Here is a 22,418-nt window from a genome sequence, read left to right on the forward strand (position 1 = left end):
GTCTGCTTGCCTCAGAGAAAGGCAAATGTGCCTTCAAAGAGCGCATCACAGTGCTCCCTGAAGGCAACCGATTATTGTTGTGAAGCCGCGACTTTCACTTCCTGAATCAGACTTTCGAGAATGGCTTTGGCCTCTTTTCTGGCTGCTGCTTGTTCTTCGGCGGGATAGGCATTTGCGACCACGTCGAAGTAAGTCTCATGCAAGTTTTTGCTCAGCTGCTTAAATCTCTCGCGCTCTTCCTCATTGAGCTTCACGACCTGCATATTCGGACGTTCGGCCATAATTTTGTTGAGGTTCTCTTGGTTGATTCGCAGCTGATAGTCATAAGCGGCTTTGTCGGCTTCCTTGATCGCTTTTCTCACCATGGCTTGTTTTTCAGACGCGAGTTCGCTGAACCATTTGCTGTTGGTGGAAACCGTGCTGACGTATGGTTGCTGGCCCGGGAACATTAGGTAATCCTGTACTTCATGCCATTTTGCGTTGTAGATGAAGTAGATAGGGTTAACCATGCCATCAATGGTTTTTAGTTGAAGAGAGCCATATACCTCGCCCCAAGACAATGGAGTTGGTGTCGCCCCAAACGTTTTATAGGTTTCAACCGGGATGGTTGAAGTGAAGGTTCGGATCTTTTGGTCAGCGAAATCTTCGGGTGTGCGAATGGCTTTGTTGGCACCCCAAACCATTTCGCCTTCAGACATCATTGAAAGCAACTTCAGGTTGACGTTCTCAAACTTGGCGGCAAGGTTTTCATAAATGGTCGGGCTTCCAGTCAGTACTTTATGGGTCACCGCTTCATCTGTCCCAAGTACGTAGGGAAGGCTGACCGCTTGCACTTCTGGGACATAAGAGCCAAGGTGTCCAGAACCCACAGACACGAATTGAATGGTGCCCTTGGCTGCCAGTTCAACGATGTCATTCTCGGTGCCTAGTTGACCGTAATAGTAAATACGGACGCGTATATCTCCGTCAGACTCTTTCTTGATCACCTCCGCGAACTTTTGCGCGTAGATGTCTTGCACGTCGGTTTTGTCCTCTTCAGACGCAAACTTCCACGTTTCTGCCTGAGCACTGAAAATCATGCCAAGACTCAATAACATAATGCCAAATTGCTTCATCCTTACATTCCTCGTATGTCGAAATTCAGACAGCACTATCCCTCGCAAGATGGCGATTCCACTTGCGGTTTTTGTGCTTTTGGAGCTGTGCCCTATGAAGAGCGGGAGTCACTTATGAGAGGTCAGCCATTGGGCCTACCAAGTCGGTCTTTGACCAGTTGGACCCAATAACGGGCACCCAAAGGCAGGATGCTGTCATTGAAGTCGTATTTAGGGTTGTGGAGGGCACAGCCTCCTACCGATTCTGTGCCATTTCCCAACAGCACATAACAACCGGGTTTGACTCTCAGCATGCTGGAGAAATCTTCTGAGATTGTCAGTGGCTCGCAACGCGCATTGACCTTGCCTTTACCAAGCACTTTTTCCGCAGCCTCCACCGCATAGGCCGTTTGCAGTGGTGAATTGACGGTAGGATAAAAGGTATTTGTGAATTGAAAGGTGTGTTTTGCGCCTGCTGATTCACAAATGCCGGCAACGATTTGTTTCATTCGCTGCTCGATGTGTTCCAGCGTTTTCTCGGTGAAACAGCGACAGTCGCCTTTGATCGTTACCTTACCGGGGAGCACATTGACGGTGCCATCAGTAACAAACTCTGTTGCTGAAATCACAGCCGTTTCACTGATCGCGCTGAGATTGCGGGACACGATAGTTTGTAATGCAAGAATGACCTGCGCGCCGGTGACAAGCGGATCAACACCTTGATGGGGAAGGGCTGCATGACCACCAACGCCTTCGATGTTGATTTCAAATCCGCTTTCGCTGGCCATGAGTGAGCCGGGACGGACCATGAGCTCACCTTCCGCCAAGCCGGGAAAGTTGTGAATGCCATAAACTTCGTCAATGGAAAAACGCTCAAACAAGCCGTCATCAATCATCGCTTGAGCACCACACCCATGCTCTTCGTCTGGCTGAAAAATGAAATACACAGTGCCATCAAAGTCCGTGTTGGCTGCCAGATAGCTCGCTGCGCCTAGCAGCATCGCCGAGTGACCATCATGCCCACAAGCGTGCATTTGTCCCTCATGCTGAGAGGCATGATCAAATTCGTTTTGTTCATGAATGAACAGAGCGTCCATGTCTGCACGAAGGCCGATGCTGGCTTCGCTGGTGCCGCTTCGGAGTACACCAACCAAGCCTGTTTGTCCGATGTTACGCACCACCTCAATGCCAAAGCTCTGAAGCTTATCCGCGATGAAATCAGCGGTGAGATTGACGTCAAAGCCACACTCAGGAAATCGGTGTAGGTGGTGTCGCCATGCAACCATATCGCTGATCAGTTGTTGGGGCAGGTTGGACATAGTCTTGAAGCTCTCCTTAGCTCAGGGTTGAATGTCTCTTTTTGACTGTCTCTTTTGATTTGGCGCCGTGTTAGATCCCTGATGGCGCTAATTTGAATCACTTATTGAGTATGGCGCTTCCAGAAGCACACCATATCCTTTTATTGGCCATTTGTTATTCAACAGCATCAACGTATGCCAAACTAAGGCAAGGTTGCTGGTGACAACCGGCTTTTCGATGACGGCTTCGATGCGCGATACCACCTCAGCGGCGCGCAGTGCCGTGCAAGAGATAAACAGGGCATCGGCCTCTGGGTCACAAATCGTTATTGCGGCTTGGGCAATATCTTCCGGAGAGATAAACGTCATTGCGGTGTCATCTTCAAAGGCAAAGCCAGCGATATTGATGACCTCCAAACCTTGGGTTTCAAAAAATGAAGCCAACTCCCTGTTCACTGCTTCTGTATAGGGAGTCAGGATAGAGATCTTTTTTGCGCCCAAGCTATCGAAGGCCGCGAGACATGCACTGACAGGATTTGTCACCAAGACGCCGGGGCGTGCTATGTGGATCAACTCTTTAATCTGATGTTCGCCAATGGCAATCGTGCCTGAGGTGCACGCGTAAACCACCACATCGAGATCTGTACCGGGTAGAATACAATCAGCAGCGCGGGTGATATCAGGCGCCATGGTTTTCAGGTTTTCGATAGTCAATGGATTGATGTTTTTTACCCTACTGGTAAAAGCGCGAACATCTCTGGGAAGTAGTTTCGTCAACTCGTGCTCAATATTGAAATCCGTCGCTAGTGCGATAACCCCAACGCGCCCACTGGGTGCCAGATGGCTCAAACTGTATTGTGGCGAGAGGGTTACGGCTTTCATTGTTACCTCATTTGCATTGATTACATTTCATTCACAACATCAATCTTCTCGCGACAACATTGAAGAAAAACCAAAATAACGGAGCCTTTAACGAGGGAAGTCCGCAATTTTTGTAAGCTATAGTGAGATTTACGTTAAGAGAGAAAACGCAATTTCCAGACGTGTAACTAGTCTTAGAATTGTCAGTATTTCTATATGACGAGTGAAATCTTATTAGGCATGGAGTAAATAGAGCATGGGGCGCTCATCGACCTTTTCAATCGACAGTTTTGACCGGAAAATTCTCAATATCATGCAGGACTCTAATCGGGCGACATCTGATCAAATCGCCGACATGGTGGGTCTGTCTCCTGCGGCGGTTCAGAGACGATTAAAAAAGTTACGTGAACAGAAAATTATCAAAGCTGACGTGTCTGTTGTTGATCCTAAGGCTATTGGGAAAGCGATGACGTTTGTGGTTCAAGTCTCTCTTGAGAGAGAAAGAGTCGATCTGATGCATAACTTCAAGAAGGAAATGAAGGCGAATAAATCAGTGCAGCAATGCTATTACGTGACGGGAAGCTCGGACTTTATTTTGATTGTAACCGCGGCTGATATGGAAGAATACGACGTCTTCACGCGAGAGGCCTTTTTCGACAATGTGAACATCAAAAGCTTCCATACCAATGTAGTGATGGACAGGGTAAAAACAGGGCTGACCGTTCCGATTGACGAGTCGTAAGAAGGGGCGTTGCTTTGGAAGAAGAAGGGCAGTCAATCATCAGGGCTGCCCTTAATGTGGTAACGAAACGTTAGCCGACAAGTTGTTTATACAGCTCTGGATCAGTCGCCCCTTCCGTGCCAAAAACCAACACACGACTGTTCTCGTCAAGGGAAAGTGCCTCCGAGAGGAAGGGGAGAGATCGCGCGATAACAGCGGCAGCCAAACCTGGTACAGCGGACTCACCAGCTTCAATGGCTGGGTCGCCTTCAAAACCTTTGGCGAGCATTTTCATTGTTGCTGGTATAGCGTCCTCTGACAGTGTCATAAAGTCATCGGCACCATTGCTGAGAATCCTCCAGGCGAGTTCTGAAACTTCACCACAGGCTAGGCCAGCCATCAGGGTTTCCAATTCCCCATCAACCACAACAGGCTCTCCGGCTTGGGCGCTGAGCTGTAGGCAGTTTGCTTGCTCAGGTTCAACAATGATAAATCTTGGTCGCTTATCTCCCCAAAGGTCCCAGAAGTAACCGCATACTGCAGAAGCTAAACCTCCGACACCACCTTGGACAAAAACATGGGTTGGTATTTCGCCATCCATCTGAGAGACGATTTCTGACAACATAACGGTATAGCCAAGCGCCACATCTTTAGGGATCTCCATGTAGCCTTCATATGAGGTATCGGAGACAATCACACGGCCATGCTTTTTCGCTTCAGCGTCGGCAATTTTGATCGAATCGTCGTAATTACCAGTGATCCTTACTACGTGGGCACCGAACGACTCCATGGCTTCCTTGCGCCCTTCAGATACGTCTCGGTGAATATAAATCACGCAGCCACAGCCAAACATCTGGGCGCCCCATGCAACAGAGCGACCGTGGTTACCATCGGTGGCACATGTCACCACTATTTCGCTGGCTTGTGATTTCCAATCGCCGGAGAGTAACTCGGAGATGGTTGGCGTGACGCCATGTCGTTGCGATAAAATAGACTGAAGTTGGCGTGCGACGGCGAAAGCACCGCCCAGTGCTTTAAAGCTCTTCAATGAAAAGCGTTTCGATTCATCTTTGTACCAAATTTTTCCCAGACAACTGGCGTGGGCTAAATCAGAAAGGCTCAGAAGCGGCGTTTCCTCATAACCTGGCCACTGGGTAATGTCTGTGATGGCACTTTCTGCTGCGCTAACACTCAGAACGTCTTTTTGCTGGTCAGAGTACCGAGTGGAAGGATCAGATTTTGGGTTAGCAAAATGACTAAGATTCCCTGAGATAAGCGGCATTGAAATTCATCCTTGTGTTGTTTGGGTATAAGAAGCTTAACAACGACTCGTAGCGGAACTTCTGCATCTTGGGCTAGTGGGCTGGGGGAATTACCCCCTTTCTGTTATTTGCTTGCGGAAATCCCTCGTACCATGATCAATGCACTAGAGTTATCGATAAAATAGCTTTTCAATATCTGATTTACTCAGTGCCTGGTGATAATAATACCCTTGAGCGATATCGATATTGCATTCTGACACCAGGGAAATTTCTGTATCGTTTTCGACGCCTTCTGCAATGACCGTATAGTGCATTTCCTCCAATGCCTGACTGATGTGACGGTAAAGTACTTGCCCCGATTCGCTCGAAGTATTTTCCAGAAATTGGCGGTCCAACTTAACGAAATCGGCATTGAGGTTCGCCAGCATTGAGAGGCTGGAATAACCCGAACCAAAGTCGTCAATGGCCACGCTGAACCCTTCTTTTCTTAATCGGTTAATGATGTTCTGTGCTTTGCTTTGGTTCTGAATATAGCTGGACTCAGTCAGCTCAACCACGACGGGCAAGCCTTTCAAATGTGTAATGAATAAGTTGATATAGTCCCGGTCTAAAAGTGCGTCTACTGTCATGTTCATGCTGACTTTGTGTGTCAACATTCCTCTTTCCTGCCAGTCTTGTAAGTCGAAACTGAGTTGATCAAGCACCCAGCGGTCGATAGGTAGACTTAATCCAGCATCGTTGAAGTCTTCCAAAAATGAAGGTCCATAAAAACGGTCACCTTTTTTCAGCCGAAGTAAGGCTTCCATACCGATCAATTGACCCGTTTTCAGGTTGTATTGAGGTTGATAGAACAAGACCAATTCCCCCTCAATCAGTTGTTTCATGTGGGCATTAACTTTATCGAGTTTTTTGTCAAAGTTGAGTTGCGCTTCGCTTAGCAGTACATCAGAAGACGAGAGTACATTTGAGTTAAGGCGCAACTTCCGGATTAATGCGTCTCTCACCCCTTCATTACTCTTGTCTTCAAAATGTTTGATAAAGGGGCGGTAAATGGCGACTCCCAGAGTGATTAGAGCGATCTGTAGTAAAACAGCAATCACATCCCCACCTGTTATTAGCCAGGCATTCATAAATATGGGTGTGACCCAGGAAATGGGCTCGCTAAGGATTTCTACTGGTATGAACGAGAGAAAAGTGTAGGCCAGTACATGATTGACCAAAGGGACAAGCACAAAAGGAATGGCAAGGGCAGGGTTATAAATCACCGGTAAACCAAAAAGCAGGATTTCATTGATATTCAGGACTGCAAATGGAATGGAAATTTTCGCCACCGCACGGCCATGCGAGCTTTTAGAAAACAGCAACAACGCCAGAATAAGTGACCATGTACTGCCAGCGCCGCCATAGACCACGAACAAATCGAAAAAGTTAGCGAAAGGGATATTGGAAACATATATATCCGAAACGAACTGCGTATCGAAAAAGGTGTAGTAGGCTGCAGCACCGTGAATACCGGTAATCCAGAAAAGGTGGATAAACAAGGTGTAAGAGAAGGCTTGTAGCTGCATGGGGAGACTGGCAACCCATTCGACAAAGGGTGTAAAAGAGACCAAATGCAGTTTTGGTACCAGGAGCACCGCCACAATATAGACGATGATATATGGCAGTGTGGCGTCGACATTCCGTGTCAGCGAACGGTTTAAAATCCCTTTGGGATCAATGGTGATTCTCAGGTACTTGTTCAGCAGCACATACATCACGCAGACAAAGATGGGAATTGCGATTGCCTGCGGTAAAACAAATTTGTCTGTCAGTTCCAACCCGGCTTCGCCCAATTGAACAAATCCAGAGAACTTAAAAAACAACAGGACAGTGAGAATGGTGGCGTGGACCCGCTCATAAGAAAAGCCAAGCGCTAAATGCGAAGCTAAAGACATGGCGAGAAGCGGCGGGAAACTCAGATCGAACATTTTCGACAGGGTGTCCGCGGTATCTATATCCAATATCCCAATATGCTGATTGATGATATAGAAAACAATCCAGAGTGAACGAAGAAACATGTAAGGAAGAAGGGCCAAAACCGCTTCACGAAAGCTCATTGCGAATATCTTCAACGCCGACATTCTTTGCATAGCGAGCACTGAATAGACTCCTGACAGATTATTATCCCCCTGTAACACCAAAAGATTTTTGGGTCCGGGTTATTAAATTTGCTTCATGGTATCGCTAATGACCGTGGTGTTTATGTGCAGCTTTAGAGACTAAGAGCATGTTTCATATCCAAACGACGTGAATCCTGCATTTTCAGGTCGTTTGGGTATAGTTAAAGACACCTAAGGAAAAAACGAACAAAGCCCCGAAATGGGGCTTTGTTCGTTCTCTTGCCCGGCAGTGGGCGGACAGGGAGAAAAGGGCTTATATGGTTAGATGGCGCTGGATACCTTGAAGCGACTCACTGAGCTTCTGAACTTGCCCACCAAATCATTGACCTCACGGGCTGAACCCTGAACATCGGCCGCTGATTCATGGTTATTGGCGGCCATATCAGCAATGCCCTGAATACGGCGCGCTAACTCCTGGTTTGCGATGGTTTGTTCATGCAATGAGCGCGAGACCTCTTCAATGATATTGATGAGGTCCATGGATTTCTGATGCATTTCGCGCACAGATTGTTCTGCCGAGTGAGTTTGCGACATATTATCGCTGACCACAGAGACACTGTCTTCAATGTGACTGACAGTGGTTTCAATGCCGCTTCTAAGCTCTTGAATTGTTGAAGCAATTTGTTTGGTGGAATCGGAGGTACGAACCGCAAGGTTACGCACTTCATCAGCCACAACCGCAAAGCCACGCCCTTGATCGCCAGCGCGTGCTGCTTCAATCGCGGCATTCAAGGCAAGAAGGTTGGTTTGTTCAGCGACATCGTTAATCACGCTGATAATGCCTTCAATCTCTTTCGAGTGCTGGTCGAGTTCAGCCACTGCTGAACTTGAACGCTGAGATTTCTCAGACATCTGATCCATATTGCTGATGGTTAACTGCATGGTATTGGCGCCTTGCTGAGCCTGAGCACCATTCTCATTCGACAGTGACTTCATCTTGTCAGCATCATGGGAAATGGTATTGATGCTGGCGGCAAATTCTTCCACCAAGGCCGCGATGCTCCCAGTATCTTCTGATTGCTGAGTAGACGCACCAACGATGTGATTGGACAAGGTTTCCAGTTTGGTCACTTCGCTGTTGAGTTGGTTGGCACCTTGCGCAATCCCTGTCAGCGTTTCTTCAAACGCATTCATCAGGTTGTTGAATGCACGGCCAAGATCCGTGATTTCGTTTTTGCCTTTCAGGCGTGAGCGCACGGTGAGATCCAGGTTTCTCTCAGCATTCTGGAACTGGCGCTGCAACGTACTCAAAGGTGTAGTGATGCTTCGGGCAATAGTGAATGAAATCCCCCCTAATACCAAAGCCACCGCCGCCACAATCAGCAGCATCTTGCGCACATCCTCGAAGAAAATGGCATCAACATCATCCACATACAATCCAGTATTGAGCACCCATCCCCAAGGTTTGAACGGCAGAGAGTAAGCAATTTTTGGGTAAGGTGTTTCATCGGCACCGGCTTTCTTCCAGTGATAGGTAACGAACCCACCGCCATTTCGGGCTTTTTTCACTTGTTCCGCAATGATGTAAACACCGTTAACGTCCTGAAGGTCTGTGAGATCTTTACCGATCAGGTTGCTCGCAATAGGGTGGTGCACCATGGTGGACTTCATGTCATAAATCATGAAATAACCGTTGCTGCCGTAGCGCATCGCATCCATGGCTGTGATCGCCCGTTGCTGTGCTTCCTCAACCGAAATCTCGCCAGTCTGGGACTTTTGGTATAGGCGGGTAACCAGACTCTCGGCAGTTTCTACCAATACCTGAATCTGATTTTTTCGCTCTTCGAGCATGTTATCTCTTTTGATGATCAGCGAGATGGTGGTGACTGAAACCAAAGACAGCAGGGCAATCACGATGATCAACGATAAACGTTGCCTGATGGACAAGGCGTTCATGTCTCTCTCCCTAAAGACTAAGTGTTTAAAATAATGGGCTTTATCAAAAATGATTCTAGCAACTGGTTTCACATTTGCTTGCTGTCAAAATTGCTGAATATGTTGCAAAATTGTCACAGAGATAATATGGCATTCTGTCTGACTAGATAGACAAAGGGCTGCGGGCTTTTGACTTGTAAATTCATAGCCGGAATGAATTTATTGTGACGAATTAACATTTTTCTGAAATGTGATCCGATGCATTTAAATGTAAGGAAATGGATCGTTCAGTTATGCGGCTGTAGGCAATAGTGTGGCTCGATTTTCACCTAACTGTTGCAAGTGAAAGGCTAAATAATCTTAAACCCGGAAAAAGTGTGTGCTTATCACGTTTCGCTATATGCGAAGCTAGGGGTTTGGTTTAGACTAGCGCCTCTTTGTACCAATCGGACTGACGATTTAGTCCAATTGGTATTCTCCATCCTTACCGAGGTGATCAATCATGTCTTTACCAAATTGCCCACAATGTAACTCTGAATACACTTACGAAGACGGCACGCTGTTCGTTTGCCCTGAGTGTGGTCACGAGTGGTCTCAGGATGCATCTGCAGATGCAGAGGAGACGAAGGTAATTAAAGACTCTAACGGCAATGTTCTTCAGGACGGCGACACAGTTACCGTGATCAAAGACCTGAAAGTGAAAGGATCGTCACTGGTTGTTAAAGTGGGTACCAAAGTGAAAAACATCCGTCTGGTAGACGGTGACCACGATATCGATTGTAAAATCGACGGCATCGGCGCAATGAAGCTGAAGTCTGAATTCGTGAAGAAGGTTTAAACCCTCACTTCCCCGAAAAACCGCGCTCACTAGCGCGGTTTTTTTGTATCTTGGGTTTATACCCAAACAACTTGTAGATGCCCAGTGAACGATTCTCTGTTCGGTTCGTACTAGTTTTAGGGTCTCAAGGAAAAACAACAAAAAGGACGCATATCGTGGCTGAGTACGACGATGGTAAAAAGGTGCCTACCAACCGAATTAGCAGAGTCGGTATGTTTGGCTCTGTAGTCACCAAAGTAGCGACCAACATGGCGGCAGAAGGTGCCAAGCAATTGATTGCAGGCAAGCGCCCGAAAGCAAAAGATCTGCTGCTGACACCAAAGAACATTTCCAATATTACCGACCAGCTTGCGCAGCTTCGTGGCGCAGCAATGAAAGTCGGCCAGTTGTTGAGTATGGATGCAGGTGATGCGTTACCAAAAGAACTCACCGATATCCTTGCCCGACTGCGCTCAGACGCCGCGCCAATGCCCGCCAAGCAACTTGCTGATGTATTGGCAAGCGAGTGGGGCACTGATTGGCAGAAACACTTCCTTTCCTTCAAATTCAAGCCTATCGCCGCCGCGTCAATTGGTCAGGTGCACTTTGCTTATGACGACGATGGTTCGGAACGGGCGGTAAAGGTTCAGTACCCTGGCGTGAAGAAAAGCATCAGCAGCGATGTCGATAACGTCGTCACACTGCTTCGCCTTACAGGGTTAGTGCCAAAAGAAGTCGATTACAAAAGCCTGCTTGAAGAAGCTAAAAAACAACTTCACGCCGAAGCGGATTATCAACTGGAAGCCGAACATGCCAAGGTGTTTGGTGAGTTGCTGAAAGGTGATGAGCGATTCGCCGTGCCTTCAATCAATGATGCATTGACCACATCGTCGATCTTGACCATGAGTTACGAACAGGGCGACCAGATTGAAAACCTCGGTGATTTGCCAGATACGCAGAAAACCGAGCTGGTTTCGAATCTGTTTACCTTGTTGTTCCGCGAAGTGTTCCACTTCCAACGTGTTCAGACCGATCCCAACTTTGCCAATTACCTGTACCAGCGCGAAACCGGAAAAATCGTCTTGTTAGATTTTGGCGCAACCCGTTTGTATTCAGACACAATAAGCCAGGGTTACCAAAAGCTGCTGACGTCAGCGATGCACAACGACACGGAAGGGGTGGCGGATGCCATGTCCCAAATTGGCTTTTTCAGCGAGCATATCTTCCCAGAACAAAAAGACGCTGTGGTCAATTTGGTGATGACGGCCTGTGAGCCTCTGCGACATAACGGGCCCTATGATTTTGGCCACAGCGATCTTGCCAAGCGCATTCATGATGCCGGCATGGCACTGAGCACCGAGCAAGGTTACTGGCACACACCACCCGTGGATGCACTCTTCCTCCACCGGAAAATCGGCGGTTTGTACCTGCTCGCAGCGCGTCTTGGTGTGAGTGTGGATTTGCCTGAACTGTTTGCCCCGTTTGCTTGGGAATCAGAGTCTGAGCTTGCAAAAGTGGTGGCGAATTAACCATTCGCTACCGAATTTCAGAAAATGCGTGTCATTGCTTTGAAATGAAAGGGCGTTAGGAGTATTGGTATCCATACATCGTTATCTGGGAATACTGAAATGCCTGCACGTCTATATCAACATCTTGAAACCATCTGGAATTACCACCTTATGGGGCATGAAGTTAAGCCCGCAGACTGCCTGTTTGTATTGTGCAGCAATGATTTGAGAGTCGCTGAGCACGCCGCCGACCTTTACCGTAGAGGAATGGCACCTTACGTATTGGTGTCCGGAGGAAGAGGCAGGTTTACTGAAGACGTTTTCGAAAAATCGGAAGCAGAAACGTTTGCCGAGATTTTGCGTGATGAGGGTGTGCCAGACAGGGCAATACTGCTGGAAAACCAAGCAAACAATACAGGTGAAAATGTGACGCTGTCACATGAGGTGTTGTCGAAGAAAGGCTTGACGTTCAGTCGTTTCATTCTGGTGCAAAAGCCTTTTATGGAGCGCAGGGCTTACGCGACGTTTCTAAAACAGTGGCCTGATGACGTGGAAAGCGTTGTTTGTACATCCCCTCCTATCCCGTTCCTGGAATATCCGACAGCAGACCTCCCGTTTGACCATGTTGTTGAAGCCACGGTGAGTGATTTCGAGCGCATTAAGGATTACCCAGCCCAAGGCTTTCAGATTGAACAAGTGATTCCCGATGACGTTATGTCTGCCTATAACGAGATTAAGAAAGCGGGACTTTGGTGAGACAAGGGAACACTTAAACTGAGCCAAACTGCTCAATGCCCGATAACCTGATCCATCTCACTACACTTTGACGCCCGAAAACGTCATCCTGAGCTAATTGCATGAAGCAATTAAGAAAAGCAGGCTCAGGATGACAGCGCAAACTCCTTACACATTCGACTTTTCCTTGCCCCATTGCCAATGGTGGCTGGCGATAACTGCTCCCCAAATTAGCTATAACCGTGGCGAATATGACTACGACTTACCCACCTTAAAACGCGATGCAGACGATTTGGAAGCATGGGGAAAAAGCTTTGCTGATAGCTGGGGGATTGAAACCCGCCGTGAATGGCACCAGATGATCCACCGTCTCGCAATGGGGGAAGTTCACGGTGATGTCTGGGAAGGAGAATTCGGGCGCCGCGCCTGCATGAGCGCCAATGAATGGCAACAACGTATCGACAGTGTTCAGAATGAGGTCGCTAAGGCTGAAATGCGGTATCTCGATGCGGCTTACCGCCATGTTGGTATTGCCGGCTTTAAAGCGTGGGATTTTTGCCGTGGCTCTTTTCTTACCCGTGCTGGGTTCAGTGCGGGCAAAGTCACCCAGGAAGAATTTGCCTTCCTGCTCAACTATTTCTGCCTTCAAATTCAAAAGCACTTTTCAAGCTGGGAACAATACAGTCAGAGCTTCATTTTTGGTCGCAACTATTGGGAATATATCAACGATCAAGATGAAGACATCGACAACGTCAAATACCTGCTCAATAACGGTTTCTATATCGGATTCAGTAATTTCTTTCAAAGCCTTGAGCAAGACAAAGACTGTCCCATTCCCACTTTGGAATGGAACACCACGCTGCCGGTGATCCCTCAGCCGGAATCACTCCGTGCGTTGTTGAGTGAAGAAGAAGGGGAGACACAGTCATGAGCATGTGGGAAACCCTCGATCTTGAACCTACGCAAGATGAATCGGTCATCAAGAAGGCGTATCGCGTCAAACTTCGCCAACATCACCCAGAAGACGATCCAGAAGGATTCAAGCGGGTACGCGAAGCGTATGAAAATATTCTTCAATGGCTGAAAGACGGCGCTGATGACAATGGAGAAACCAACAGGGAATCCGCCCCAGAAAACCCTGAAACAGCGACAGAACACCCGCACATCAGCGCGTTGAAAGCACTGCTTCAAGATGCGTCAAAGCGGATGGAATTGACGAGCTGGAAAGTCTGGACAGAAACCGGCCAGATGCTGCAAATCGATGAGCAGCAGAAGATCTCAGACGACGCTGTGACTCTGGTGTTGGCAAACCGCTGGTTGCCCCCCGCGATCATTGATGTGCTTTGGCACGGTTTAAGTTGGAATCTCTTGTTAAACGGAGACCAACAGCAAGTTGAGCTGGGTGAGTTTCTCGATGAGTGGCGACAATTTCCCCTATCTGTCTCCCTCGAAGAGCTTGCTCAACTGAGCGCACCGGAACAGAGGGCTGTGCTGAGCTTTTTGCGTCCTCTCCATATTGCACTGTCACGTGGGCAAGTGGACGCGTTGCACTATCACTTGCAGCAGCCGCTGACGTTTGTCATGCCGAATTTGCTCGATGTTCAGATCAGCCTTCTTAAAGCACATGTCGCTATAAAGACAGTGTCTTCATCAGTCGTCGAGACCTTGGTGTCTGAGCTTTTTGAACGCCCCGCAGAAACCCTCACGCTCGCTCAATGGGAAGTGATTGCGGAGGCAGCCAAGCTTATCGGTCACTCAAAAGCGATCGAAACGGTGACGGAAAAATTCCTTTCACTCAATGCCTGGTCTGAGGCCGCCGATCTGCAGTATTTCTCCGCTCTCAGTCAAGATCGCTTATTGGCGTTGGTATTGGCATGTTTACGTCAGCGATGGAACCCGCTCCCGCCCGTATTCTGGCGCAATGAGCGAAAACTGTTAGAGGTACCTGAAAGCGCTCCAGAAAAGCTGATGTATGACTGGCTTTGTGGCCAGCTTGTAGGGCATGACAATAATGCGATTAGCCACAGACTCGATTTTACTGGCGCAGAGGGATCCTTAGCGTTGGTCGTCAAAGTACTGTGGGCGGCGCATTCCGGAAGCTGGGCATGGATGAATTCGCTCAAGCAAGCGCTAAACCAGGAATTGGGGTCATTGGGAAATGGCAGTGAACGTGTCGCCATTCTACTCGCGCAGCAATGCTTAAAAGAAGTGATGGAAACGCAGGGTGGTTCAGAAACGCTGCAGCAAAAATTGGCGCACTATGAAACCGACGCCTTCTTCTCACAAGAAGCCCTGACCATGGAGGAGCTAAGTTCACTATCCAAGGATGATTGGCTCGAGTGTATTCGTCGCCATCCTTTGCTGCCTGACACTTGGTATCGACAGTTGGAGCAAGCGGAAGTCTTGGTCATGGAAGAGCTCCATGAAAGCAATATGTATCCTTACTATGCTGATTCACTCTGTTTCTATCGAAGTGCCAACCCAGAGTATGAGATTGCCAGTGTATGGCAGGAAAACGCGTTTGATGGCGTTTTTGACTGGGCGCTGATGTTCTTTTCTCACCTCGGAGCAGGCGGGGCACTCAAGCAGCCAGTAATGGATAGCTTGCCACCACTGCCTGAACGGCAACTTAGCGGGCCGATTTCGCTCATTCTGCCTTTTGCCGCCAAGCCTTATGATTATCTGCCCGAGAGTATCGATGCGTTTACCCGATTCCCTGAACAGTTTGTCTATCGGCTGGTGGTTGATAGCCAAGTGTCGTTACTGATCGAAAGTGAGAGTATCGAGACGTTAATGGAAAGGGCTAAAGCACGTGATCTTTGCGCAACTATCGCGCTTTCCCGTCTATTGGCCGAGGAGCATTTTGACGAGGCGATTGTCTTTTGGAACCTGGTTGCTGCCAATCTGGATGCAAATCCGCATTTCCACGTGGTGGTGGACTGGCAACAACAAACTCTTATCCGATTAAAGCAAGAAAAAGGGTTGGCGAAAGAGACCTACCATTACGACAAACCAGAGTTTATTCATGCGATGATCACCACAAACAGGGCTTGGTTTGCGCCACCTGAAGAGTTTGAAGAACATTCACCAGAAGACGAAGCGAAAGACTTCCATTATCCCATGTGCATTCTTCTCACCCAACTGCACTTAGGGCTGGAGGGAGATGGATACAACATGGCTTCGCTCAAAGCACTGGCAGACAGGCGTAAAAAGCAAACTGAACTTCAGCGGGAAACCACGGACGTAGCCGTTGAGTTCCTTGACGAAATGTATCGTCAGAAGCTAGAGAAAGACATCGCTGAGAAAGGCGAGAAGGCGGCAACTTACAGCAAAACCAAGTTGAAGTTTCTCTCGTTCGTTTTCTTCGCGGCCTGGGTATTTGTTTTCCCAATGACTGTAATGGCGGGATTTGACGTCTCTCAAGAAACGTTGGGAGGTATGGTCATCTTTCTGTTCATCACCCACAGCCTTTTAGCTTGGCAGGTTTCACGTCCTATCATCACCAAAGGCAACAGGAAGAAATATTTGTTTTACAGCGTATTCACCTTGCTGGCGGCCATTATATTCCGCTCAGTCTTCCTCGCTTTCGTCAATGTCATTACCCACTACATGACCGCCAATGGGCTGAATGATCTTTACTCCCGGGGAGGTTGGGATAGAAAAGTGGTGGCAAGAAGGGAGATCAATATGAGGAAAGTGTTGGGGTTTAAGGATTAGAGAATGGAAACCAATTGGGCATAAGTTGGAGTCAATGTGGGATATATTCAAAAAGGAGAAGCTGATGAAGTATAAATGCGAAGTCAGAGCTTCTCCTTACTATTTTGACGCTTTTTAGTTCAGGCTTTTAATTCTATCAATAATAGTGTTTGATAGAGCGTTGAAAAATACTATCTCATCTTCTTTACTTCTTAATGAACCGCCTAGCACTTCTAAATTCATTTTAAACCCCCCGCTATATGTGAGGTTTCTCTTAGAGATAGTTGTTAGCAAATCATTTCCATCATAAATTTCTATGTCATAATCGAAATTAGGATAACTTAGGGAGTCAGATGGAAATGGCGTTTGATCACCTGCAAATCTTCTATGATAAGTCATTGTTATTTTTAAAGTATTCATTGTAGGGTCTGAAGATATTAGGTTGGCCTTTTTTAACTGATCTTTGATATCACTCGAAACCCTATTTTCAATTTCATTGGCAGTATGATATGTAATTTCTGGAGTCACACGTTCAATTAACTTAAGAGATATCTCTTTGATTTGAAACTTTTCTGTTGTATCAACTGAAGGCGCTTTTTGACTACTGCTACATCCCGCGATTAATACCAAAGAGAATAAAGATAAATAAATGCTTTTTAGAGACATTTTCATTAGGTTTCCCATTTCGTTATGTAGTGAAGTATGAGCTAGTTGGTTTAACTTACTAGCTTTCAATTTGGTAAAGCACTAATTGATAATTGACCAAGTAGCGTTTATTTCAAGTGAAAAGTGATCTCAAAGTATTTGCAATGGATAAATTATGAGACTGGGTGATTTAATTACTTTACACTTAAGAGTGATTTCATAATTTTAGCGGTAATAGTGAATATGAGATAAGATCCTCGGAGAGAAACTCGGAGTGTATTTTGAATAAAAGTCACCCACTCAACTAAATCCCAGAACCTTTAACTGCTTATCAACCGACTCTCTCGCTTCGCGAATGATGCGCTCATCCTGGCTATTCAAAGCCTGTGTGAAGGCAACAATAAGCTCCTCTACCAACTGGCGTTCTTCTGCGAGTTTTTCTTCGTAGAGGCGGTTGAGCTTTTCTGACATTGCAATGTTAGGCAGTTTGTCGCGGGGGTGGACTTTCAGCATGGCGAGTCGTTCGCGGCTGGCGGCCTTGTCTTCTTCACTCATGCCAACAGGGGTACGGTCGATGACCTTCTGAGTGGTTTTCTGTGTCGACAGCACAGTCACATCCACTTCCAACAGACCATTGATGTCATAACTGAAACGCACATCAATCGCTTCTTCGCCCGCTTTGTTTTCTGGCACGGTCACTTCAAATTCGTTGATGAATATATTCTCGCGAACCCAGTAGCGCTCACCCTGATAGACCGCAATTCTTACGACTGTTTGGTTATCAGTGGTGGTGTAGTAACGCTCAACACGGGAAGTAGGGATGACGGTATTGCGCTCAATGATTGGGCTGAATACATCCACCTGACCATTGCGGTTTGAAGCGATGCCGAGGCTGAAAGGGGAGACATCTGTCAGCACAATTTCCTCGACAGCTTCATCGCGCAAACGGCACGCCGCTTGAGTGGCTGCGCCCATAGCAACGACCAAATCCGGATCGATGGAAATTTTACCGAAACGTCCAATCAAACGAGTGGCGAGTTGTTGAACCTGCCGTAGTCTCGTCGCGCCGCCAACAAAAATCAGCTCATCAATATCTTCCGGTGTAATACGCGCATCGCTCAATGCCTGACGAAGTGGCTGGGAGAGTCGCAGCATGGTCTCTTTCCAGATTTCATCAAGCATGAATGGGGTGAGTGATATTGACTGGGCAAAGGGTTCCGGCAGGTTAATGACAACGTCGCCTTCGTTGGTTTTCTTTGCACTTTCACAGGCGCTGATGATCTTTGCCATGTCATTCAGGGCAATATCACTGTCATCGGTTTTAACTTTATCGATGACATAGTCAGCAAGCTTTCGGGTGAAGTCTTCACCGCCAAGACGGTTATCACCGGCAGAGGCGCGCACATCAACAAAACCGTCAGCATGCTCTACCACGGTGACATCAAAAGTGCCGCCACCAAGGTCGAAGACCAAAAAGCGGCGTTCATGAGATTCATGAAGGCTGTATGCAAGACAGGCAGCAGTCGGTTCATTGATCAGGCGAACAGCAATCAGATCAGCCAGTTCTGCAGCGAGGTGAACCTGTTTGCGTTGTTGATCGCTGAAATAAGCGGGAACAGAGATAACGACTTCGCTGATGGCATGACCGAGAAACGCTTCCGCATCCGCTTTGAGTGAACGCAGGATGAGGGCACAAAGCTCAGTGGGCGTGTAACGCTGTTTGCCGAGTTGGTATTGCTTGTCGGAGCCAAGATAACGTTTAAAAGCAGCAGCGGTTTCCTGAGGGCGGGTCACCAAACGGGAGTGCGCCGCATCACCCACCAACACCTGTCCGCTGTCGTCGATACTGACAACTGAAGGGGTGAGGAAGTGGCCAAGGGCATTGGGGATCAGTTCAGCGTTTCCATTTCGCCAAACAGCAATCGCGCTGTTGGTGGTGCCTAAATCAATGCCGATCGCCAATTCGTTTGGAGCTGTCATCCTGTACATCCATGTCCATCTTTACTCTGCACAGGGTAACAGCAGAATTTTCCGGCTTAAATGATCGATATCGAGACTTGAGGTTCAACGGCTTTTAATAATTAAATCGACCAATCATACGGTTGAGGTTTTCAGCCTGTTCGTTTACCCCATCCATATTGCTGTTGATGCGATTCAAAATACGCGCGCATTGTTGAATGTTGTCACCCACACCAGTCACCCCTTCTGAGGCTTCCCTGACGCGGTCAAACTGCGCTTTGATCGAGATGTTCACCCGTTCAAAATTGGCACAGACTTCGCTATTCGATTGAGTGATTTTTGATAGCAACTCACCGGACAGATTCACCTTCTCCGCACCCAGCGCGACACGGTTATCAGACTCTTTAATCAAAGATGAAATCTCTTTTGCCGCGTCAGCGGAGCGCTGCGCCAGATTTCTCACTTCACCGGCCACCACAGAGAATCCGCGTCCTTGCTCGCCAGCTCTTGCGGCTTCTACGCTGGCATTGAGTGCAAGAAGGTTGGTCTGGAAGGCGATCCCTTCGATGGTTTCGATGATGACCTGCATTTTACGGCTGGAATCCGTGATGGACTTCATCGCATCTTCCACTTCTTTCACCAGCACTTCGCTCTCATGGGCGTGGTCCAGTGCCGTTTGGGATACAGAAACGGAGACTTTGGCGTGATCCAATGTTTCTTCAATATTGCTGCGCATCGCCGCCATGCGCAGCGTGACATCTTTCAGGCCTTTGACTTGCGCATCTAATTGACGATTCAGATCCGACACCTCAGCATTGGTTTCTTCTGATTTGTTGGTGGCGGTTGAGGCAGACGTTTGAATCTCTTGCACCATATACGCCAGGCTAATGATGGTGTCGTTAATGCCTGATTTCAGCTTCTGGTAATCGCCAGCCACTTTATGGTCGAAGGTTTCAGTCAAATCACCTTTGGATAGCTTTTCCAATATCTGTTGAGTGTGGGCGAGGGTGTCGTCAATGTTGGTTGCTGATTGATTCACTGCGTTTGCCAATTCGAGCAAATCGCCCGAGACGCCTTCTGTCTGGCATCGAGCCGAAAAATCGCCTTCTGACACCTGGGCCATGACGGTGACAATATTGGCAATCACCCCGTTAATGGAGGTTGAGGCGCGGTTCACCGCTGTTTTCATTTCGTCCAGTTTACCTTCAGCTTCAATCGACGCCGTTTGTCCGAATTTCCCTTGGCTAATAGATTCCATCACGCCGCAGATGTTAACGATGACGCCTTCTGTATTGGCAATAGATTGGTTGATGGACTCTTTAAGGGAAGCAAGCTCTCCGGCGGCAGGCGTGGTGATGCGTTTGCTGTAGTCACCGACTTCAAGGGATGACATTACCAGCTTGGCGTCTTTGATAAAGGCAGCAGTGGCGCGGGCTGAACTGTTAACCTGTGTTTTCAGTACATCGAGTTGCCCTTTGGCATCAGTAGTCACTTGAGAGCTGAAATCACCTTGTTCGATTTTCGCCATCACATTACCAATGCCTTTCACGGTGACTTCAATTTCGCTGGCGAATTCATTGATACTGAGTTTGAGTTTCTGCAAATCGCCAGCCATGTCGGAGTTCACGCGCTGTGAGAAGTCTCCTTCAGAAAGGCCTTCCATGGTGTTGGAAATGCTGCCGACGGCAGTGTCCAAAGACGCCAGCATGGTATTGAGCGCCTCAGCTGCCTGTCCGGTTTCATCTTTGCTGTGTACATTGGCGCGATCAGAAAAACGCCAGCTTTGACGAAGACCAAGAATAAAAGCCGAAAGCTCTTGAATCGGCCTAGCAATGAGTTGGCCAAAGTGTTTGGCAGAAAATAGCACCAAAGCGATAAGCACCAGTGCGACTACAAGATAAATAAGTTGCAGGCCAGTGATGGCTTCCAAGGCTTCGCTGACATCCTGTTCTACGATGATCACCCAATCTGCGTTATCACCAATCTGTATTTTTCTGAACACGGTAAAGACATCGTGATCGCGGTAATTCAATCCATGAATCGCGGTATCAGGAACCTGAGATTGGCTGCTAAGCGCCGTTTCGATCGCTACTGTATTGATGGTTTTGTTATCTCGAAACGCTGATTCGACCGTCATGTCTTCGCTAAGAAAGGTGTCTGAACGCAGTTTGCGGTCAGCGCCGACGATATAAGATTCTCCCGTGGCACCCAGTCCATAGCCTTTGCTCATCACAGTGCTGATCTGCCCAAGTGGCAATTGAACAATCAGCGCGGCTTTAGGCACGCCATTCACATACACAGGTGTGGCTGAGAACGCAGCTGGCGCATCGTAAGATGGCAGGTACTGGCTATAGTCATGAAAGACGGTGTCGACTTGCTCGCCATTAAGCAGTTTGCTTTTGAGTGTACGGTACACCTCGCCCAAACCGGAGTTCGCATAAGGACCTTCAATCAGATTGGATGCGAAGTCGATCTCTTTGAAAACGGAGTAGACCACGTCACCGGAAGAGAGGCTCACGAGAAAAATGTCGTAAAAGCCGAAGTTACTCAGGTACTGGCGGAAAGTGGGATGAAACCGCTTATGGGCTTCATCGTAGGGAGTACGCCCAGCCTGACGGAGCTGGTCTTTCTGTCCTATGGGGTAGTGATTCTTCACAATGTAGGCATGCTGCAACGCAATCATGGTCGCGTTGGCGCCTTCCATCAGTGCGTCGGTCTCTAATGTCGAGTCTGTTTCAAATTGATAGGTCTTGGCAAAGCCATCTTCATAAAACGCTGCGAGTTCTTGCATCTTTTGCTGGGTGCTTTCTTCTGGATACTCGCGAAAGGCTTCCAGAAAAGGCGTAATGGCGTTCACTGTCAGCGGATTTTGGGCAATGCTTTTTAATACTGCGTTGGAGTTTTGAAAGTAAAGCTCGACCGAATCTGCCTTTAACTGAGCAATGGCTTGAAGGGATTCACTTTTCTGCTGTTCGATGGAATTGGACGAGCTGTAGAGACCGATAAACGCTGTAATGATGGTGGGTACCAGACCAATCAAACAGAGGATGACGGTCATCTTCTTTACGAGTGCATAATCCTCAAATTGTCGTTTCCAATTTTCGAGCACAGGTCGCCCCCCTCCGAGTCAAATCAGTGTCGCATTGTTAAGAGTGTAGGAAGAAAACCCGCTACTGTGTAATTAGACAGGCACAATAGTTAATGAATTTTCAGTAACATGCGCGGTCTTATGGATAGATTCAAATTGAGAGTTTTTATCAGTGAGTGAAAAATCTTCCGACATGGACAAGAATTACGCGATTCTGAACAAGCCACTTTCCTTCGTCATCCTGATGTTGGGCATGACATTTGGCGTGCTAAACCTGCAGTTAGTGCTGGGGGGCGAAGAGCAAAGCATTTGGATGAATGCCTTGTATGGTTTTCTGGCGTTTGTCGGCATTTTTGTTTCTTTGTTCTGGGTGTTTGATTCGAAAAATACCCGTGTGACCGGCGAGTATGTTGAGAAGGGTAAAAATCGAATTCACTGGCGTGAGGTCACAAGCTCTAAATCGAATGACTTTTCTATTGTCATTTCTGCTGGCGAGAAACGTATTGTGGTGAATTATTATGCCTACCGAGACCCGGAAGGCTTGATGAAGGAAATCCAGTCCAGATTGCCCGTGAAAGATTAAATGCCTCTTTGCAGGGAAATGGCGGTAAACTGAATAAAAAATGAACAATTGAAAGAATGGCAGTAAAAGCTAACTTAATTGCACCTTATTGGGGCAGAACCTCTCTCCTAAAAC

The 22,418-nt window shown here is 47.7% G+C and carries 16 protein-coding genes; 7 read left to right on the forward strand and 9 right to left on the reverse strand.

Features of this window, described 5'->3' with window-relative positions; genetic code table 11:
• Positions 1 to 71: 71 nt before the first annotated feature.
• From dctP to RN22_RS12270, 3 genes are all read right to left on the reverse strand, one after another.
• On the reverse strand, positions 72 to 1,115 hold the full coding sequence (dctP, locus tag RN22_RS12260; protein WP_046304614.1) for a TRAP transporter substrate-binding protein DctP: 1,044 nt from the start codon (positions 1,113 to 1,115) through the stop codon (positions 72 to 74).
• Between the two features lie 122 nt (positions 1,116 to 1,237).
• The gene (locus RN22_RS12265) at positions 1,238 to 2,413 is read right to left on the reverse strand and encodes a M20 aminoacylase family protein (RefSeq protein WP_046304617.1); all 1,176 of its coding nucleotides are present in this window, start codon (positions 2,411 to 2,413) and stop codon (positions 1,238 to 1,240) included.
• 87 nt (positions 2,414 to 2,500) lie between these two features.
• The gene (locus RN22_RS12270) at positions 2,501 to 3,274 is read right to left on the reverse strand and encodes an Asp/Glu racemase (RefSeq protein ID WP_046304620.1); all 774 of its coding nucleotides are present in this window, start codon (positions 3,272 to 3,274) and stop codon (positions 2,501 to 2,503) included.
• A 235-nt stretch (positions 3,275 to 3,509) separates the two neighbouring features.
• Between RN22_RS12270 and RN22_RS12275 the strand changes: the two genes are divergently transcribed.
• Positions 3,510 to 3,995 carry an Lrp/AsnC family transcriptional regulator gene (locus RN22_RS12275; protein WP_046304622.1) on the forward strand — a complete coding sequence of 162 codons (486 nt, stop codon included), beginning with the start codon at positions 3,510 to 3,512 and terminating at the stop codon, positions 3,993 to 3,995.
• Positions 3,996 to 4,065: 70 nt separating this feature from the next.
• Here the strand turns inward: RN22_RS12275 and RN22_RS12280 are convergent, their stop codons facing one another.
• The 3 genes from RN22_RS12280 to RN22_RS12290 all read right to left on the reverse strand — a co-directional run bounded on the left by RN22_RS12280 (position 4,066) and on the right by RN22_RS12290 (position 9,294).
• Complete coding sequence (locus RN22_RS12280) at positions 4,066 to 5,256, reverse strand: diaminopropionate ammonia-lyase (protein WP_046304625.1); 1,191 nt, start codon at positions 5,254 to 5,256, stop codon at positions 4,066 to 4,068.
• A 150-nt stretch (positions 5,257 to 5,406) separates the two neighbouring features.
• Positions 5,407 to 7,335, reverse strand: coding sequence for an EAL domain-containing protein (locus RN22_RS12285; RefSeq protein ID WP_231590891.1), 1,929 nt, complete (start codon positions 7,333 to 7,335; stop codon positions 5,407 to 5,409).
• A 324-nt stretch (positions 7,336 to 7,659) separates the two neighbouring features.
• Positions 7,660 to 9,294: a methyl-accepting chemotaxis protein gene (locus RN22_RS12290; RefSeq protein WP_046304628.1), complete on the reverse strand. Its 1,635-nt coding sequence runs from the start codon at positions 9,292 to 9,294 to the stop codon at positions 7,660 to 7,662.
• A 478-nt stretch (positions 9,295 to 9,772) separates the two neighbouring features.
• On the opposite strand from RN22_RS12290, the gene RN22_RS12295 reads away from it, so the two are divergent.
• From RN22_RS12295 to RN22_RS12315, 5 genes are all read left to right on the forward strand, one after another.
• Positions 9,773 to 10,111 (forward strand): zinc ribbon domain-containing protein YjdM, encoded by a 339-nt coding sequence (locus RN22_RS12295; protein WP_197076294.1) that lies wholly within the window; start codon positions 9,773 to 9,775, stop codon positions 10,109 to 10,111.
• Between the two features lie 155 nt (positions 10,112 to 10,266).
• On the forward strand, positions 10,267 to 11,619 hold the full coding sequence (locus RN22_RS12300) for an AarF/ABC1/UbiB kinase family protein (RefSeq protein ID WP_046304632.1): 1,353 nt from the start codon (positions 10,267 to 10,269) through the stop codon (positions 11,617 to 11,619).
• A gap of 99 nt (positions 11,620 to 11,718) precedes the next feature.
• Positions 11,719 to 12,354: a YdcF family protein gene (locus tag RN22_RS12305; RefSeq protein ID WP_046304635.1), complete on the forward strand. Its 636-nt coding sequence runs from the start codon at positions 11,719 to 11,721 to the stop codon at positions 12,352 to 12,354.
• Positions 12,355 to 12,484: 130 nt separating this feature from the next.
• Positions 12,485 to 13,264: a DUF1266 domain-containing protein gene (locus tag RN22_RS12310; protein WP_052737533.1), complete on the forward strand. Its 780-nt coding sequence runs from the start codon at positions 12,485 to 12,487 to the stop codon at positions 13,262 to 13,264.
• Positions 13,261 to 16,050 carry a hypothetical protein gene (locus RN22_RS12315; RefSeq protein WP_046304640.1) on the forward strand — a complete coding sequence of 930 codons (2,790 nt, stop codon included), beginning with the start codon at positions 13,261 to 13,263 and terminating at the stop codon, positions 16,048 to 16,050. Before RN22_RS12310 ends, RN22_RS12315 begins: the two co-directional genes overlap by 4 nt.
• A gap of 114 nt (positions 16,051 to 16,164) precedes the next feature.
• On the opposite strand, the gene RN22_RS12320 is transcribed toward RN22_RS12315, so the two are convergent.
• The 3 genes from RN22_RS12320 to RN22_RS12330 form a co-directional block, all read right to left on the reverse strand.
• Positions 16,165 to 16,701: a hypothetical protein gene (locus RN22_RS12320; RefSeq protein ID WP_046304642.1), complete on the reverse strand. Its 537-nt coding sequence runs from the start codon at positions 16,699 to 16,701 to the stop codon at positions 16,165 to 16,167.
• A 273-nt stretch (positions 16,702 to 16,974) separates the two neighbouring features.
• On the reverse strand, positions 16,975 to 18,654 hold the full coding sequence (locus RN22_RS12325) for an Hsp70 family protein (RefSeq protein ID WP_046304644.1): 1,680 nt from the start codon (positions 18,652 to 18,654) through the stop codon (positions 16,975 to 16,977).
• Positions 18,655 to 18,748: 94 nt separating this feature from the next.
• Positions 18,749 to 21,691 carry a methyl-accepting chemotaxis protein gene (locus RN22_RS12330; RefSeq protein WP_197076292.1) on the reverse strand — a complete coding sequence of 981 codons (2,943 nt, stop codon included), beginning with the start codon at positions 21,689 to 21,691 and terminating at the stop codon, positions 18,749 to 18,751.
• Positions 21,692 to 21,914: 223 nt separating this feature from the next.
• Between RN22_RS12330 and RN22_RS12335 the strand changes: the two genes are divergently transcribed.
• Positions 21,915 to 22,304, forward strand: coding sequence for a hypothetical protein (locus RN22_RS12335; protein ID WP_046304648.1), 390 nt, complete (start codon positions 21,915 to 21,917; stop codon positions 22,302 to 22,304).
• The last annotated feature ends 114 nt before the right edge of the window (positions 22,305 to 22,418 follow it).

It is taken from the genome of Grimontia sp. AD028, assembly GCF_000973155.1.
Taxonomy (GTDB): Bacteria; Pseudomonadota; Gammaproteobacteria; order Enterobacterales; family Vibrionaceae; genus Enterovibrio; species Enterovibrio indicus.

Coding starts and splice junctions, on each gene's coding strand:
- RN22_RS12330 (WP_197076292.1), bottom strand. CDS start 21,691: ATGACCGTCATCCTCTGTTTGATTGGTCTGGTACCCACCATCATTACA.
- RN22_RS12335 (WP_046304648.1), top strand. CDS start 21,915: ATGGACAAGAATTACGCGATTCTGAACAAGCCACTTTCCTTCGTCATC.
- RN22_RS12305 (WP_046304635.1), top strand. CDS start 11,719: ATGCCTGCACGTCTATATCAACATCTTGAAACCATCTGGAATTACCAC.
- RN22_RS12325 (WP_046304644.1), bottom strand. CDS start 18,654: ATGACAGCTCCAAACGAATTGGCGATCGGCATTGATTTAGGCACCACC.
- RN22_RS12265 (WP_046304617.1), bottom strand. CDS start 2,413: ATGTCCAACCTGCCCCAACAACTGATCAGCGATATGGTTGCATGGCGA.
- RN22_RS12320 (WP_046304642.1), bottom strand. CDS start 16,701: ATGAAAATGTCTCTAAAAAGCATTTATTTATCTTTATTCTCTTTGGTA.
- RN22_RS12270 (WP_046304620.1), bottom strand. CDS start 3,274: ATGAAAGCCGTAACCCTCTCGCCACAATACAGTTTGAGCCATCTGGCA.
- RN22_RS12285 (WP_231590891.1), bottom strand. CDS start 7,335: ATGAGCTTTCGTGAAGCGGTTTTGGCCCTTCTTCCTTACATGTTTCTT.
- RN22_RS12315 (WP_046304640.1), top strand. CDS start 13,261: ATGAGCATGTGGGAAACCCTCGATCTTGAACCTACGCAAGATGAATCG.
- RN22_RS12310 (WP_052737533.1), top strand. CDS start 12,485: ATGACAGCGCAAACTCCTTACACATTCGACTTTTCCTTGCCCCATTGC.
- RN22_RS12275 (WP_046304622.1), top strand. CDS start 3,510: ATGGGGCGCTCATCGACCTTTTCAATCGACAGTTTTGACCGGAAAATT.
- dctP (WP_046304614.1), bottom strand. CDS start 1,115: ATGAAGCAATTTGGCATTATGTTATTGAGTCTTGGCATGATTTTCAGT.
- RN22_RS12290 (WP_046304628.1), bottom strand. CDS start 9,294: ATGAACGCCTTGTCCATCAGGCAACGTTTATCGTTGATCATCGTGATT.
- RN22_RS12280 (WP_046304625.1), bottom strand. CDS start 5,256: ATGCCGCTTATCTCAGGGAATCTTAGTCATTTTGCTAACCCAAAATCT.